This is a genomic window from Gordonia sp. McavH-238-E (genome assembly GCF_022348225.1).
Classification (GTDB): Bacteria; Actinomycetota; Actinomycetes; order Mycobacteriales; family Mycobacteriaceae; genus Gordonia; species Gordonia terrae.
In genome coordinates, this window is the sequence record NZ_JAKRFE010000003.1 from 338,108 (window position 1) to 354,188 (window position 16,081).

A 16,081-nucleotide genomic window follows, 5' to 3' on the forward strand; every position below is an offset into this window, starting at 1 on the left:
AGCCGTCAGCGCGTCAAGAACGCGAGAACCACCGACTCCCATGCCTTCTGCTGCTCGATCATGACCCAGTGGCCGCAGTTCGGGAAGATGTGGACCTCGCCGAGGGGCAGAGTCCGCATCGGGATTATCGACATGTCCACGGGGCTGACCCGGTCGTCACGACCCCAGGTGATCAGAGTTGGCACCTGGAGCTTGCGCAGGTTCGCCCACCCGGGTGTCGCCTCGGAGGTCCGCATGGCATCGGACATTCGTTGCAAGGCTGCCGAGCCGTACATCGCGCGCGAACTCGCCAGCGTGTCCGGGTCCGTCGCCTGCTCCCACCGCTCCTCGATCATCTCCTCGGTGATCAGCGAACGGTCATAGACCATCGAGTTGAGCCAGGCGACCAACGATTCGCGGGTCGGGTTCTCGACGAACTCGCTCAGACGGATGATGCCCTCGCCCGGCTGCGGGCCGTACAGATTGGTCCCGGCGCCGCCGACTGTCACCAGCCGCTCGACGCGGTCCGGAGCGCTCAGCGCGAAGTCGGTGGCGACGAACCCGCCCATGGAGTTGCCGATCATGCGCACGCGGTCGAGGTCCAGCCCGTCGAGAAAAGCCGTGACCGCGGTCTGCGCGGACATCATCGGATGGGGAGCCCCGAAGCTGTCACTGACCCCGAAGCCCGGGAACTCCAGCACGAATGTGCGGAAGTGCGCGGCGAGCGCGGGTAGGTTTCCGCGAAAGTTCCGCCAGCCGGTGACTCCGGGGCCCGATCCGTGGAGCAGCACCAGGGGTGGACCGTCACCCGCCTCGCGGTAGCGCAAAACGCCGTGCTCGGTGGTCAACTCGCGGAGCTCGAGGGCGGTCTGGTCTGGGGTTCGGGTATCGCCGTTGATCGTCATCAGTCGAGCGTGCCACCGTCATGTCGACACGACGATCGACGTTCCCGTTCACCGGCACACGCGGGGCCGGTCTCGGCAGCCGCGTCGAAGACGACGTCGGAACTCAGTGCAACCGCGGGAGCTGTTCTGCCGCCGGCAGTTCCAGCACGGACTCAGTCAGTTCGTGATCGGCGACGGCTTGATCGATCGTCCTTCGCAACTGTCCGCATTGTCGCGAGTGCGATCCGAAAGCATCGGAATCCGCCAACGCGGCGATGAACGGGCATTCTCGCGCGTCGAAGGTCCATTCGATGGATGTGTGTGCCGCGCTGAACTTCTCGACGCGCACAATCCGACCGCAACCCCTGCAGTCCAACGGAGTCATCGTCACGGTGTTCTCCCCTCTCCTCGCTCAACCCGCCCGTACCGCGGACAAGCGTCCGTACTGGCCACGGAAGAACAGCAGCGGGGCCTGATCAGAGGCGTGCAGATGACGAACCCTGGCCACCACGATCGTGTGGTCACCGGCCTCGTGTTCGTCCTCGATCTCCGCTTCGATCCAGGCCAGGGTCCCGGTCAATACCGGCGCACCGGACGGCGACGGGTCCCAGCCCAGGCCGCGGAACTTCTCCGTTCCACGCGCGGCCAACTGCCGACAGATGTGTTCCTGCGCCTCCGCGAGAATGTTGATCGTGAACCGCCCTGACGCGCGGACAAGGGGCCACGACGAACTCGTCTGCGCGACACAGAACGCGACCAGCGGCGGGTCCAACGACACCGAGGTGAACGAATTGGCGGCCAGACCGGTCGGTTCCCCGGTGCCGGGGTCCACACCGGTCACCGCAACCACACCGGTCGCGAAGTGGCCGAGCACTCGACGCATGAGCTGTCCGTCGACCTCCGGCAAGCCGGCACCGCCGTCAGCGCCCGTACGCGCCGTCCGATCCGGAACTGATGCCATCACACACCCATCTCCTCCGTCGACACGATGTGATGGCGACCATAGTTCCCCCGTCCCGTCAGCGCGCCGGGGTTCCCGTTGGCCGGGACAGGTGAGTGCGAAATCGCTCAACACCGGTGCATACCTGTTCCACTGATCAGGAACTCGCATCGGCCCGGCAACCCTACCCTCGTAGCCTTACCTCGAGCCCTCCTATGCGGAGGACCGACCCTGGGGCGCAAAGCATCTGCCCGCCAGGTGTACAGCACGACAATGATCAGTCACGTGGTCGGGACCGAGAGGAAAAAAATGGGTACGCTCGATGGCAAAGTAGCCTTCATCACCGGCGCCGCACGGGGTCAGGGGCGCAGTCACGCGATCAAACTCGCGAGTGAGGGCGCCGGCATCATCGCGATCGACCTCTGCGCGCAGATCTCCACTGTCGAGTACGCGATGTCGACGCCAGACGATCTGGACATCACGATCAAGGAGGTCGAGGCGGCCGGCGGCAAGATCGTGGCCTCGCAGGGCGATGTCCGCGACCCGGAGGCGGTATCGTCGGCACTCGCACGCGGTGAGGAGACCCTCGGCCGGCGTGTCGACATCGTGCTCGCCAACGCGGGCATCATGCCCCTGGGCGTCAACGTGAACACCCATGAGGCATTCCTCGATGTCATCGACGTCAATCTGAACGGCGTCCACAACACAGTCGAGGCAGCCGTACCCAGCCTGCTGGAGAACAAGGGCGGGTCGATCGTCATCACCAGCTCCAGCCAGGGCCTCAAGGGGACCGGCGGCATGGGAGGGGTCAACGCGGCTTACACCGCCGCCAAGCACGGCGTGGTCGGCCTCATGCGCAACTATGCCAATTGGCTGGGCCCGCAGAACATCCGGGTCAACACCATCCACCCCACGGGTGTGGCCACCCCGATGATCCAGAATCCGATCATCGAACAGTTCTACAGCGACCCGAACGCCGACTTCGACGCGGTCCGCAACCTCATGCCGGTGCCGTTCATCGATCCCATCGATGTGTCCAACGCGATCGCCTTCCTGGTCAGCGACGCCGGCAAGTACATCACCGGCGTGACCTTCCCTGTCGACGCGGGCTTCAACGCACGCTGACACACGTCACACGAGACGGGGCCCCGATGACTGGTCATCGGGGCCCCTTCTCGTTGTTCGGTTGTCAGTGAGCGACTTTCGCCGACTCAGGCAGACGCCCGGCAGCTGCGAGGGCGGCGATGTACCCGTACACGAGCCCCTGCCCGATCGTCGCACCAGCGCCGGGATAGGTGGCGCCGAAAGCGTTGGCAGCCGAGTTGCCGATGGCGAACAAACCGTCGATCACCGAGCCGTCCTCGCGTAGAACCCGTGCGCGGTCGTCGGCACGTAGTCCACCGCAGGTACCCAGATCGCTCAATACGACGCGGACTGCGTAGAGCGAATCACGATGGAGAGCGCGAAGATTGGGATTCGGAGTGACGGTCGGATCGCCGTAGTAGCGATCATAGGCACTTGCACCCCGGCCGAACGCGTGGTCGACACCCACCTCGGCGGCGGCGTTGAACGAGTCGAAAGCTTCGACGAAGCGGGACTCGTCGACCCCCATACGTACCGCCAGATCGCGCGGATCGTCCGCGGCGACCGCGATACCCTCGTCATACCATCTCTGGGGCAGCGGTTGCCGAGGGAACAAGCCTCCTGCCATCACATAGCTGTTCCGGTACTTCTGATCGAAGACGAGCCACATCTCGCCGACCGGATCCCCCGCACGCTCTCGTTCGAGGACGCGCTGACCGAAACTCATGTAGTCCACGGCCTCGTTGATGAACCGGCGGCCCGAGGCGTCCACGATGAACGAACCCGGTAGGGACCTCTCGGCGAGCAGGACCGACGGCGACCCACCTGGGACCGCCGCCACCGCGGGAAACCACCACGCCTGGTCCATCGACGCGAGTCCGGCTCCGAGCTCCTGGCCGATCTTGATGGCGTCACCGGTGTTCGTCGTGGCCCCGAAGCTGACCCCGTCGATCAACTGATCGGACTGGAACTTGTGGCGCATCTCCATGTCGTGATCGAATCCACCGGCGGCCAGGACAACACCCTTGCGCGCGTGCACGACCGTCTCGACGCCGTTACGGGACACCACCGCGCCAGTCACCCGGTCTTCGTCGGAGAGCAGCTGTAGCAACGGCGTATCGGTCCACACCGGGATCCCGGCACGCACCACTCCGGCGAACAGGCCCGCCGCCAGGGCTTGACCGCCGGCCACGTACTCCTTCTTCAGAGCGAGTCCGCCGACCCCGATGGACAGCGCTTTCACAGCACGCCACAACGCCTTACGAGGGACACTGGTCAGCAGATTGAGCCACTTGTAATCAGCACCGGTGACGGGCATGGGTAGCGACGCCTCCATCAAGCCCGGACGCAGACGCGCGCGTTCGGGTCCGAGCTGAGCCGCATCGAACGGCTTGCACTCGCAGGTCCGACCGACCGCGGAGCCGCCCGGCAACTCGGGATGGTAGTCCGAGTAACCCGTTGCCCACATGAATTTCATCGGTGTCGTCCGCGAGAGCATCTCGACCGTCGCCGATCCGTGTTCCAAGAAGGCGGCACCGCGTTCCGATGGCGCTGTGTCGCCGACGACCGATCTCACATAGGTCGCCGCCACCTCGGTCGTGTCCTCCGGCTGCTCGCGCGTCAACACGGGATTGCCAGGTATCCAGAACGCGCCACCTGACCGCGCAGTGGAACCGCCCACGTACTCCGACTTCTCGACCACCAGGGTCGACAACCCGAGCTCGTTCGCAGCGAGTGCTGCCGCCAGCCCGGTGCCTGCGCCCACGACCAACAGGTCTACTGTCCGCGCTGCCTTCTTGGGGGTGGTCATCGTCCTGTCACCAGACTCTTTCGATCGGCCACGAACGTCATGTCCGCGGGATTGGGTTCGCGCATCATGGTCCAGTAGTCGACCAGACGCCACGGACACGGCACGATGGCACGTCCGCTGCTGTTGCGGTAGTAGCTGTTGACCGGTCCACCGGTGTGCACCCAGACCGTCTCGTCGAGGGCTTTGTCGACCTCGGCGTTGTACTCCTCGAGCACTTCCGGCCGCACATCCATCGAGGCGTAGTCGTGCTCCAGCAGATACTGCAGGCACTCCACCACGTAATGGACCTGCTCCTCGCTCGTGATATTGTGTCCGGCACCGTGATTCGGCGCCGAGTTCGGACCCGATGTCACGAAGAGGTTCGGGAAGCCGGACACCTGGACGCCCTTGTAGGCGCGCGGGTCTTCGCCGCCCTTCCAGACGTCGGCCAGCTTCTCACCGTTCTGTCCGACGATGTCGATCTTCGTCGTGAAGTCGAGCGTGAAACCGGTGGCCAAGATGATCACATCGGCCGGGATGAACTCTCCCGTGGTGGTGTGCACACCGTCGGGGGTCACCCGCTCGAACGAGGCGCGGTGTAACGAGACATGGTCCCGGGTCAGTGCGGCGTAGAAGCCGGGATCCTTGACGATCCGCTTGGCGTAGGGGCGGAAGTCCGGCGTCAGCTTCTCGATGAGGTCAGGACGGGTCGGGAAGCTGTCCCGCAGATACTTCTGGGCGTTCTTCAGAACCATGTCGTTCTCGGCGGACGCGGAGAAGTGGCTCGCCGCCCACTCCGGGTCGACTCGCGGCAGCCGGTACAGATTGTCCGAGGCGAACCAGTAGGAGCGCAGGCGGAACCAGTGGTTGTAGAACGGAAGGTGTTCGAGCGCCCAGCGCTGTCCGGCCGGGACGTCTCGGACGACGGTGCGCTCGGGGACGATCCAGTGCGGGGTGCGGACAACCACGTCGAGTGCCGACACCTTGTCGACGATGCTCGCCACGACCTGGACTGACGTGCAACCGGTGCCCAGCACGATGACTCGCTTCCCGGTCACATCGAGGTCGGCGTCCCATTCGGCGGTGTGGACGACGCGACCGTCGAAGGTGTCCAGGCCCGGGACGTCGGGAATGTTGGCTGAGTTCAGCATCCCCAGCGCCGAGATCACGGCTTTGGCCCGGTGATGCTCGACGGCGCCCGCGCGGTCGCGGGTCACGACCTCCCAGACCTGATCCTCCTCGGACCACGCCATCGACTGCACGGAGGTCTTCAGCCGAATGTGTTCGCGGAGCTCGTGCTTGGCGACCACGTCGAGCAGATACTGCTGGTATTCAGGACCCGTCGGGTAGTAGCGGGACCAGTTCGGGTTCAGCTCGAACGAGTATGAGTAGTAGTGGCTCGGCGTGTCGACGGCCGCGCCCGGGTAGGTGTTGCGCGTCCACGTGCCACCGATCTCGTCACGGGATTCGAAGACGGTGTAGGAGAAACCCGCCTCCCGCAGCTTGATTGCGGCGTTGATACCGGTGATCCCCGCGCCGACGACGATCACCTCGAAATCGGTCGGCGGCGTCACCGTCACCGGTACGTGCCGCTCGTCGGTGACGAAACCGGCCTGCTCGCGCAGCAGCGGGATGAACTCCTCGTCGACCTCCTGCGAAGTGGCCACCCGGGCCATCGAGCGGAAGAGGTCGGGTGCGGGTACGTCCAGCTGCGCAACGAAATCGGAGCGAGTGAGGACCTCGAAGGCGCGGGCCCGGACGTCGTCGACCACATCCTGCGGATACTGCCCGGCGGGTAGGGCTCCAGGCGCCGGGGTGCCGTAGTGGGTTCCGGGACGGGAGTATTCGAGCCTGGCTCCGAACTCGTCGAGAAGCGTGGTGTCACCGGTGAGATGGACGAGTGACATGAGCAGCGGCGCGGGGTCGCACTCGGCGAGGATGTCGCGGAGAGCGTCCGGATCGACACGGGCCCCGTCGGATTCGGTTCCGTCGGATTGAATTCCTGCGGAGATGGTCTCGGTCATGGTCTGCCTTCCGGGAGCGGCACACCCATGCGGGTGAGCATGTCTCGTGGGTCTGATGGTGGGCGAAGGTCGAGGAGCTGGCGGCCACGTCGCTGCGCCGCGGCCGTGCACATCTCGTCGTCGGAGTGGATCCAGAACTCGCCTTCGGCGATCTGCTCGATCATGTGCTCCGCGGCGTCGAGCGGATCGAGCCCCTTGGTCACGTTGTCGCGCTGCATGGCGTCGAAGACCGCGTTGGCGGTCGCGTTGTCGGTCGGTGCCTCCCGCTGAGCCGCGAGGAAGATCTGACTGCGGACCGAGTGCGGGATGATCGCACTGACCTGGATGGGGGCTCCCACGATCGACAGGTCCTGGTGGAGACACTCGGTCATCGCGAGCACCGCATGCTTGCTCACGATGTAAGGACCCTGCACCGCAACCGCATTGAGCCCGCCGACCGATGACATGTTGGCGACACACGCCGGCGATCCCGCCGCGATCATCCGGGGTACGAAGGACCGGACGCAGTAGAACACTCCGTCGACGTTGATCTGCATGAGGCGTCGCCATCGTGCTTCGTCGATCTCCCACAGCAGCCCCGCCGATTCGATCCCAGCGTTGTTGATGAGCAGTTCGACGCTGCCGTGGCGGTCGAAGACCGACTCGGCGAGTGCCTCGACGTCGTCGGGGCGACTCACGTCGACTCCTCGCCCTTCGGCGCGCCCACCATCCGAGGAGATGTCAGCGGCCACCGCGGCAGCACGATCGGCGTCGATGTCGGCGACCACGACCGTCATCCCGAGAGATGCCAGCCGGCGCGCTAACCCCTCTCCGATTCCCGCGGCCGCTCCGGTGACCACCGCGGTTCCGGTCGAGAACCGCTGTTGTGCAACAGCACCCATCGTCGTGCTCATTCCTCGTGTCAGATCCCGGTGGGGCGGATGTTCGGGTTGCTCCACGACGGTGGCTCGCGGCGCGGCAACTCGTCGCGCCCGTCGAGCGTGCGGACGACAGTGCCGGTGGCCCACGGATAGTGGAGGCTGAACGCGATCAACCCGGTTCGTTCGGCCGCCGGTGCCGTGCACATCTCCAGCACGGTCTGGGCGAGATACTCGACCGGTTCGGTCTCGTAACCCTCGGGGAGCAGTGCCGCCGCACCTGGCGTCCGGATGGCGGTCGACGGACCGACCGCGTTGACCGCGATGTTGTCGTCGAGCAGTTCCGCGGCAAGCCCCTGGGTGAACCGGTGCTGCGCAGCCTTGGTGGCGGCGTAGATGACGTCGCCGGAGGTCTTGTTGTACTCACGGAAGGGTCGGATCGGGCTCATGCCGGTAGACGACCCGATGTTGACGATCCAGCCGGCGCCACTCTTCCGCATGTGCGGAATCGCTCTCTGCGACAGTAGGAAAGGAACCTTCAGGTAGTGCTCGACGGTGCGGTCGAAGGTCTCCTCGCTCATGTTCTCGATGCTGCTGTAGTCGGCGAACCCGGCATTGTTGACCAGGATGTCGATGCCGCCGGCAGCCTCTGACACAGCATCGACGAGGCCGTCACGGTCCACCGGGTTCTCCAGGTCCGCCGGGATCGCGATGACGGTGCCGCCCGCTTCCTCGATCGCCTGGACGGTTTCGGCCAGCGACCCGGCGAGCAGGTGGTTCTCACCGTTACGCACCGACGGTGACGGTTTGACCGACCGAGCTGTGACGACCACCGTCGCGCCTTCCGACGCCAGCCGGCGCGCGATCCCGCGGCCGATACCGCGACTGCTGCCGGTCACCAGGGCAACCTTGCCCCTCAACCGCCGGCCCGCCACCCCTTGTGTCATGACCACCTCTACGCACCTTCTGTGTTCGACTTCACATGTCGTCTCATGCTCGGTCCGCTGCCGCGACTACGGGCCGTCCCAGTCCATTCAATGGGAGGGTGGATTCACCCCGCCGGCGCGAGGACGTCGCGCATCATCTGCCAGACCTTCTCCCGCGCAGGAGGTGTCAGCGACAGCTGCGGAAAGGTCAAGAATCCGTGGAACAATCCGTCGAACCGGTGCTCGACGACCGGGACACCGGCCTCGCGCAGGCGGTGCGCATAGTCCTCTCCAGCCGAGCACGGCGGATCGAGTTCGGCCGTCGCCACCACCGCCGCCGGTAGACCGGCGAGCGACGCCGCGCGCGTGGGAATGATCCGGGCGCTGTCACGCCCATTCGGCGCGTACTGATCCCAGTACCATCGCATGGCTTTCGTGCTGTTGTAGTAACCGACTCCGTAGCGCCGATACGACTCGGTCTCGGAGTCGTCGTCGACGACCGGGTAGAGCAGGACCTGGGCAATGATCGCAGGGCCGCCCCGGTCGCGCGCAGCGATGCTCGCGGTAGCGGCCAGGTTGCCGCCGGCGCTGTCGCCTGCGACCGCGATCCGAGCGGGGTCTCCTCCATAGCCGGCGATGTTCTCGGCCGTCCAGCAGATCGCCCGGTACATGTCCTCCATCGCCGCCGGCGCCGGGTTCTCCGGCGCCAGACGGTAATCGACCGACACCACGACGGCGTCGACCTCGGCCGCCATCACCCGGCAGAACTCGTCGTGGCTGTCGAGATCGCAGAACACGAAGCCACCGCCATGCGCGAACACCACGACCGGCCGGACATCACCTCGACGATCGTCGGAACGACCGTGCGGGACGTAGATTCGCACTCCGAGACGGTCGCCATCGGGTCCGTCGATCGCGACGTCACGGGCGACCGCCATGTCGGGTAGTCGTGACAACGGCGCCCGCCGGGACACGATGATGTCACGCAGTTCGGCGGGATCGTGTTCGGTCACGTCCGGGAACCCGGCCTCCAGCGCCGACAGCATCGCCTCGACATCGGGATGTAGATCGGTCCTGCGTTCAGACATGCTGCAGCACTTCCCTTCTCACGAGATCGCGAAGCCCTTGTAACCGGCATCCGCGACTTCGGCGCAGATCTTCCCGTAGTTGCCGAATCCACCGATGTAGGGCATGAACACGCGGGGCTTGCCCTCGATGTTCGCGCCCATGTACCACGAGTTCGCGGTGGGGAAGAGTGTCCCGGCAGCCTTGGCGTTGCACTCCGCGACCCAACTGTCGACGGCTTCCTTCTCCGCCTCGATCGTCGCCGCGTTGTGTCCATCGACGTGGGCGATACACGCTGCGATCCAGTCGATGTGTTGCTCGGCGCCGAGCACCATGTTCGCCAGCACACTCGGGCTTCCGGCACCGGTCACGAAGAACATGTTCGGGAACCCGTTGACGGCGAGCCCGAGGTAGGTGCGCGGCCCGGCCGCCCACTCTTCGACCATGGTCCTTCCGGCCCGACCACGGATGTCGATGCGGGACAGCGAACCGGTCATCGCATCGAAACCGGTGGCGTAGACGAGCATGTCGAGCGGGTACTCCTGCTCGGTGGTGCGGACCCCACCGGGAGTGATCTCCTCGATCGGGGTGGCACGCAGGTTCACCAGGGTCACGTTGTCGCGGTTGAAGGTCTCGAAGTAGCCGCTGTCGGTGACGATCCGCTTGGTTCCGATGGGGTGGTCGGTGGGGATGAGCAGGTCGGCGACCGCCGGGTCCTTCACGATCTCCCGGATCTTCGCCTCGACGTACTCACGGGCGGTGTCATTGGCCTCCCGGCTGATCGTCTGATCGGGGAATGCCTTGGCGAACAGATAGCCGCCGCGGTGCCACCACTCGTCGTAGACGCGTTTGCGTTCGGCCTCGTCGACCTCCATCGCGCCCTTCGGGTACGGGGCGTTCGGGGTACCGCCGCCACTCTCCCGGGACAACCGCCTGCGCTCGGCGTAATTCGCCTTGACCTCGGCGATCATGTCGTCGGTGAGTGGCCGGTTGCCGGCTGGAATCGAATAGTTCGGGCTACGCTGGAAGACCACCACCTGCTCGGCCGTCTCCGCGATCACCGGGATCGACTGGATGCCCGAGGACCCGGTGCCGATGACACCGACACGTTTGCCGCTGAAAACGACTTCATGGTGCGGCCATTCGCCGGTGTGGTAGTTCTCCCCCTCGAAGAGGTCTCGTCCGGGGATGTCGGGCCGGTTGGTCGCCGACAAGACCCCCGTCGCCATGACGACGAAGCGCGCGCTCGTGGTCACCCCGGTGTCGGTGGAGATCGTCCACCGGGCGGTGTCCTCGTCGTAGACGGTCGAGGTGACCCGGGTCAAGAAGTCGTAGTGCTTGCGCAGATCGAACCGGTCGGCGACATGCTCGAGGTACGCCAGGATCTCGGACTGCGTGGCGAATCGTTCCGACCAGGTCCACTCCTGCTGCAGATCGTCGTCGAACGAGTACGAATAGTCGATGCTCTCGACGTCACACCGCGCGCCCGGATAGCGATTGTGATACCACGTTCCGCCCACGCCCTCGGCGGACTCGAACCCGTGGACGGTCAGGCCCTGAGCGCGGAGCTTGTACACCGCGTAGAGACCGGAGAGCCCTGCGCCGATGACCACCACATCGTGATCGAAGTGCCTGATCGTCACGATGCCACTTCCTCTTCCTGGGCCGCTTCCTCTTTCTGGGCCGCTCTGCGTGCCGCCGCCTTCGCCTCGCGCGCCCACATCCACTCATGACCCCAGTAGCTGTCTGCCGTGATCTCTTCTGCGGTGTAGTAACTCTCGTCGACGAGCTTCCCGCCGGTGCCGTACTCGATGTCCCAACCACCCGGAACGCGGACGTAGAAGGACACCATCTTGTCGTTGGTGTGCCGCCCGAGCGTCGAGGACACCGGGAAGTCGCGCGACATCACCTGGTCGTAGGCGCGCCCGACGGCGTCGAGTTCGTCCACCTCCACCATGACGTGGATCAGACCGGGATCACGGCCCTCGAGACTCGGCATGATCGCCAGGCTGTGATGGCGCTGATTGATGCCGAGGAAGCGAATGCGCAACGGGCCGGCGCCGGGAGGCGACGGCATCCGGAAAGCACCGCGCGGAAGGAAACCCAGCGTCTCGGTGTAGAAGAGATAGGACTCGTCGAAGTTCGTGGTCGGCATGACCACGTGCCCCAGACCCTGTTGGCCCGTCACGAACTTCTGGCCGTATTTCGTGATCACCGGGCTGTGATCGAGAGCCGGCCCGTGGAACATCTCCAGCGGCGTGCCGCCCGGGTCCTTCAACGAGATGCCGGCTTCGATCTTGCGGGCATCACAGAGGTCCGGCGACATCGGCGCGTACTCGATGCCCTCGGTGTCCAGCGTGGACATCAACCGCTGCAGGGAGAGGTGGTCACGGACCTCCCAACCCACCGCACTGACACGGTTGACATCAGCGTGCTCGACGGTGATCCGCGACGGCCGCTCGTCCATCCGGAAGTGCAACGCGTCCTTCTCAGGACCCGAGCCGGGGGCGAAACCCAGTACTTCGTACCCCAATTCCCGCCAGCGATCGATGTCGGTGGCCAACACCCGCACGTACCCAAGGCCTTTGATCTCAGTCATAACGTCCTGTCCTCGACTCGTCCGGCTCAGATCAGAACTCGAAGCGGCCCGGCAGGGACCTCGACTCCGAGTGACGACAACGCCGATGCGTGATACGTCGTGCTGGTCACATGGATCGCATGGTGCAGACCAGCATGGGCGTCGCGCCAGAAACGCTGTAGCGGATTGTCCATCCGAAGAGCGTTTCCGCCGGAACGATCGAACACGTCATCGGCGGCCCGCACGGCACGCCATGCCGAGCGAACCTGGTTGCGTCGCACGGCTGCCCGGGTCTCGAAGTCGACGTCCCGCCCGGAGTCGACGAGGTCCCAGACCCGATCGACGTTGCTCAACAGCTGTTGCCGGGCTGCATCGATCTCCGCAGCGGCTTCACCCAGTGCGTGCAGTACGTAGGGGTCGTCTTTGATCTTGGTGCCGTTCGCGTTCACTCGCTCGCGCTGGTAGTCGATTCCGGCGGCGAGCACACCCTCGCAGATACCGATGGTCGCCGAGGTGATACCGAGTGGGAACATCGTCGACCACGGCATCTTGTACAGGGTCTCGGTGACGCCGTACTCCTTGGCCGCGGTGCCGTCGATGACTTCCTGCGACTTCATCACCCGGTAGTCCGGGATGAACGCATCGGTCACCACGATGTCCTTGCTTCCGGTCCCGCGCAGGCCGACGACGTCCCACGAGTCGTCGATGATCTGGTAGTCCGACCGCGGCAGGATGACGTGCAGCCCGGTCGGGGGCATCAGGGGCTTGCCGTCGTCGCCACCTACCATGGCGCCCAGAAAGATCCAGTCACAGTGGTCGGTTCCCGACGAGAACTGCCACCGCCCGGTCATGCGATACCCGCCCTCGACCGGGATGGCGACGCCGCCGGGCATGTACGGCGACGCCTGCCATGTGTCGGAGTCTCCGCCGAGGACCTCGTCCTGAACCTTGGGGTCGGCGAAGGCCAACTGCCAGGGGTGCACACCGACGATGCCGCCGACCCAGCCGGCCGAGCCGTAGATGCTCCCCGTCTTCATCACGGTCTCAGCGAATTCTCTCGGGTGGGCTTCGTACCCGTCGTACTTCTGGCGCTGCAGCAGTCGGATGATCCCGGACCGCTTGAGACCTTTGGCGACATCGTCGGACAGCCGACCGAGGTTCTCCGATTCAGCCGCGCCGGCACGCAATTCGTCAGCCGCGTCGACGATCTTGTCGAGGACTTCGTAGCTCATGTTGTTCTCCTGGTGGGTGTCAGGTCAACCGCGCGAGGCGGTCAGGATGTCGAGTCCGCTGTGGCGGACGTCAGGTTCGGCGCGAACGCGCTGCGCCCGGCTGCGAGATTGTCGTCGACCTCTGCCTGCCACGACTGCAAAGCGCGCTCGGTGTCGATCTCGTATTCGAAGCGGTTGACCATCTCCGGGGCCACGTCGTCGACGTCGACATAGAACTGCTCGTACCAGCGGCGGAGCTGGTAGACCGGTCCGTCCTCCTCGCAGAGGAGCGGATTGTCGATCCGAGACTTGTTCTTCCAGATGTGCACGTCCTGCTCGAAGCCGATGGCGACACCCTTGGCCACCGCCTGGGCGATCTGCTCCGCCTGCTCATCGGGGAGTCCGGCGGGCTTCTCGACGATGACGCCGTACTGGAGCCGGAACGAGGTCGCCGAGATCGGGTAGTGACAGTTGATGAGGTAGATGTTCGGCCCGTCCTCGTGGTCCCGACCACCGCTCCACAGCTTGTCGATCATGTAGGACGGCCCGTAATAGGTGGCGTCCGACTGGCTTTCGGTGCTGTAGTTCGTGCTCTGACTGACCCCCGCCGCATCCGGACGGGGCCGCGTCCGCATCGACTGCGTCGCCGTGTGTCCCTCGAACACGTTCCGGAAGTACGTCGGCATTCCGTAGTGGACATAGAAGAAGTGGGCCATGTCGACGACGTTGTCGACGATCTCCCGACAGTGCGACCCGGTGACCTCGATCGAGTTCCAGACCCAGTCCGTCCATCCCGGATCGCCGTACGTCGGGATCTCGGGAATCGCGAGCTCGGCCGGCGGCTTGCTGTTCTGCGGATCGTGCCAGACGAACAGCTGTCCGCTGACCTCCGAGGTGTGCCACGACCGGGTGCGGGCGATCGGCGGAACCCGCTTGGCGTACGGGATGGCCGCGCACTTGCCGTCGCCGCGCCACCGCCAGTCGTGGAACGGGCAGGCGATGGTGTTGCCCTTGACGGTTCCCTGCGCCAGGTTTCCACCCATGTGCCGGCAGAACGCATCGAGGACGTTGATGGTGCCGTCTTCGCCTGCGAACACGACGAGTTCGGTACCGAAGGCGGAGACCTGGTGAGGCCGGCCGTCGGCGAAGTCACGCACCAACCCGAGGCAGTGCCAGCCGCGCGCGAAACGCTCCGGCGGCACTCCGGCATCGATGACCCTTACCTCGTCGTTGATTTCGGTGGTGGAACTCACTGGGCCTCCTGATCGGATTCTGGCGACGTCCGTCGCTGCATCGCGGTGTGCTCAGCTTGGCAACCCGAGGTCCACTTGTGACGTGCGTCTCCCATCGAATGGGAAGGGGATTCCGAACCCAGGCGGCAGGCTTCAGTACTCGATCTCGATGACCTCGCTGACCGGCTCGGCCTGACACGCGAGGACATACCCGTCCGCCACGTCTTCCTGGGCCAGTATCTCGTTGTGCGCCATGGTCACCTCGCCCGTTTTCAGGACGCAGACACAGGCGCTGCAGGCGCCCTCCCGGCAGGAGTAGGGAGCGTCGAGGCCGGCCTCGAGCAGCGCATCGAGCAGCTTCTGCCGTGCCTTCCATTCGACGGTGCGCCGTTCGCCGTCGAGTTCCACCTCGACCGTGCAGACAACATCACCGGCGTCGGCGGCAGTGGTGTCCGGCGACTCGACGTTGTCGAACGGGTTGCCGTGCAACGACACGAATCGTTCGGTGTGGACGTGGTCGTGCGGGAAGCCGACCTCCGCACACACCTCCACGGCGAGATCCATCAGCGGAGTGGGTCCACAGATGTAGACGTTGCGATCGGTCATCGGCCGCAACAACGCCGACAGCCCCTCCCGGGTCGGATATCCCTGGACCGACTCCAGCATGTGGACCACGGTCAGTCGCGTGGCGAACCGCTCGGTCAGCGAGCGGAGTTCGGCAGCGAAGATCACCGACTGCTCGTCGCGATTCGCGTAGACGAGGAAGACGTGACCGGATCCGCTCGAGAGCAACGACTTGGCGATGGAGATGACCGGCGTGATGCCACTGCCGCCGGCGACCAGCACCACCGGTCCCGTCAGGGAGCGCGGACCGAAGGTGCCTGCGGGCGGGAGGACCTCGAGCTCGTCTCCCACTCCGACGGTGTCAAAGATCCAATTGGAGCCGTGCCCGCCGAGGACCCGCTTCACCGTGAATTTCGCGTCGGTGTCGGCGTGCGGCGAACTCGCCAGCGAGTAACACCGCGCGCTGCCCGTACCGACGTCGGGTACCCGAACCGTCAGGAATTGACCAGGGGCATAATCGAACTCGTCTGCGTTCTCGGGCCGGGGGCGCACCACGATCGACCGGGCGTCGGCGGTCTCGTCGATGACCTCGACCACGCGGACACGTCGACCACGACCTCCTTCGGTGGTCGCTCCGGTTGCCGGCAGCGTCACCACCTCGGCGTCGGCGATCGCATCGCTGGACATGGACCTCCTCATGGGTTCTCGAGCGGGATCGCGGCCGCAGTGTCGGGCGTGACCGTGCCGCGACCGCACGGACATTCCGCGAAGGATAAGCAGGTGGACAGGCTCCGGCGGGGGGCTCGTTCCGCTGGCCGGGAGCACGAGGCGACAGGAGGTCGCGTCGCCTGGAACGGTTGGTGTCGCAGTTCTGCGGGGCCTGACGGCGGCCGACGGTGGCACGGCGGCCGACGGCGCGAGGGTATCGTGATCGGTGTCACACGAGGAG

The 16,081-nt window shown here is 65.4% G+C and carries 13 protein-coding genes; 1 reads left to right on the forward strand and 12 read right to left on the reverse strand.

The window, feature by feature from the left end; translation table 11 throughout:
- Positions 1-5 precede the first annotated feature (5 nt).
- On the reverse strand, positions 6-884 hold the full coding sequence (locus MHN80_RS05845) for an alpha/beta fold hydrolase (RefSeq protein WP_239400174.1): 879 nt from the start codon (positions 882-884) through the stop codon (positions 6-8).
- A gap of 391 nt (positions 885-1,275) precedes the next feature.
- Positions 1,276-1,746, reverse strand: coding sequence for a flavin reductase family protein (locus MHN80_RS05850; RefSeq protein ID WP_374206311.1), 471 nt, complete (start codon positions 1,744-1,746; stop codon positions 1,276-1,278).
- 366 nt (positions 1,747-2,112) lie between these two features.
- Between MHN80_RS05850 and MHN80_RS05855 the strand changes: the two genes are divergently transcribed.
- Complete coding sequence (locus MHN80_RS05855; RefSeq protein WP_239400178.1) at positions 2,113-2,928, forward strand: mycofactocin-coupled SDR family oxidoreductase; 816 nt, start codon at positions 2,113-2,115, stop codon at positions 2,926-2,928.
- Positions 2,929-2,992: 64 nt separating this feature from the next.
- Here MHN80_RS05855 and MHN80_RS05860 read toward each other — a convergent pair whose 3' ends face one another.
- The 10 genes from MHN80_RS05860 to MHN80_RS05905 all read right to left on the reverse strand — a co-directional run bounded on the left by MHN80_RS05860 (position 2,993) and on the right by MHN80_RS05905 (position 15,819).
- Positions 2,993-4,696, reverse strand: a complete 1,704-nt coding sequence (locus MHN80_RS05860; RefSeq protein WP_239400180.1) for a 3-ketosteroid-delta-1-dehydrogenase — start codon at positions 4,694-4,696, stop codon at positions 2,993-2,995.
- Positions 4,693-6,699 (reverse strand): NAD(P)/FAD-dependent oxidoreductase, encoded by a 2,007-nt coding sequence (locus MHN80_RS05865; protein ID WP_239400182.1) that lies wholly within the window; start codon positions 6,697-6,699, stop codon positions 4,693-4,695. The genes MHN80_RS05860 and MHN80_RS05865 overlap by 4 nt, the downstream gene beginning before the upstream one ends.
- Positions 6,696-7,580, reverse strand: a complete 885-nt coding sequence (locus tag MHN80_RS05870) for an SDR family NAD(P)-dependent oxidoreductase (RefSeq protein WP_239400184.1) — start codon at positions 7,578-7,580, stop codon at positions 6,696-6,698. The genes MHN80_RS05865 and MHN80_RS05870 overlap by 4 nt, the downstream gene beginning before the upstream one ends.
- Before the next feature lie 20 nt (positions 7,581-7,600).
- A complete protein-coding gene (locus MHN80_RS05875) occupies positions 7,601-8,503 on the reverse strand; it encodes an SDR family NAD(P)-dependent oxidoreductase (RefSeq protein ID WP_239400186.1) in 903 nt (300 codons plus the stop codon).
- Positions 8,504-8,607: 104 nt separating this feature from the next.
- Positions 8,608-9,570, reverse strand: a complete 963-nt coding sequence (locus MHN80_RS05880; RefSeq protein WP_239400188.1) for an alpha/beta hydrolase — start codon at positions 9,568-9,570, stop codon at positions 8,608-8,610.
- 18 nt (positions 9,571-9,588) lie between these two features.
- Positions 9,589-11,190 (reverse strand): NAD(P)/FAD-dependent oxidoreductase, encoded by a 1,602-nt coding sequence (locus MHN80_RS05885; RefSeq protein ID WP_239400190.1) that lies wholly within the window; start codon positions 11,188-11,190, stop codon positions 9,589-9,591.
- Positions 11,187-12,146 (reverse strand): VOC family protein, encoded by a 960-nt coding sequence (locus MHN80_RS05890; RefSeq protein ID WP_239400192.1) that lies wholly within the window; start codon positions 12,144-12,146, stop codon positions 11,187-11,189. Before MHN80_RS05890 ends, MHN80_RS05885 begins: the two co-directional genes overlap by 4 nt.
- A 26-nt stretch (positions 12,147-12,172) precedes the next feature.
- Positions 12,173-13,357, reverse strand: coding sequence for an acyl-CoA dehydrogenase family protein (locus MHN80_RS05895; protein ID WP_239400194.1), 1,185 nt, complete (start codon positions 13,355-13,357; stop codon positions 12,173-12,175).
- A gap of 41 nt (positions 13,358-13,398) precedes the next feature.
- Positions 13,399-14,589 carry a Rieske 2Fe-2S domain-containing protein gene (locus MHN80_RS05900; protein ID WP_239400196.1) on the reverse strand — a complete coding sequence of 397 codons (1,191 nt, stop codon included), beginning with the start codon at positions 14,587-14,589 and terminating at the stop codon, positions 13,399-13,401.
- 132 nt (positions 14,590-14,721) lie between these two features.
- The gene (locus tag MHN80_RS05905; protein ID WP_239400198.1) at positions 14,722-15,819 is read right to left on the reverse strand and encodes a ferredoxin--NADP reductase; all 1,098 of its coding nucleotides are present in this window, start codon (positions 15,817-15,819) and stop codon (positions 14,722-14,724) included.
- Positions 15,820-16,081: the final 262 nt, after the last annotated feature.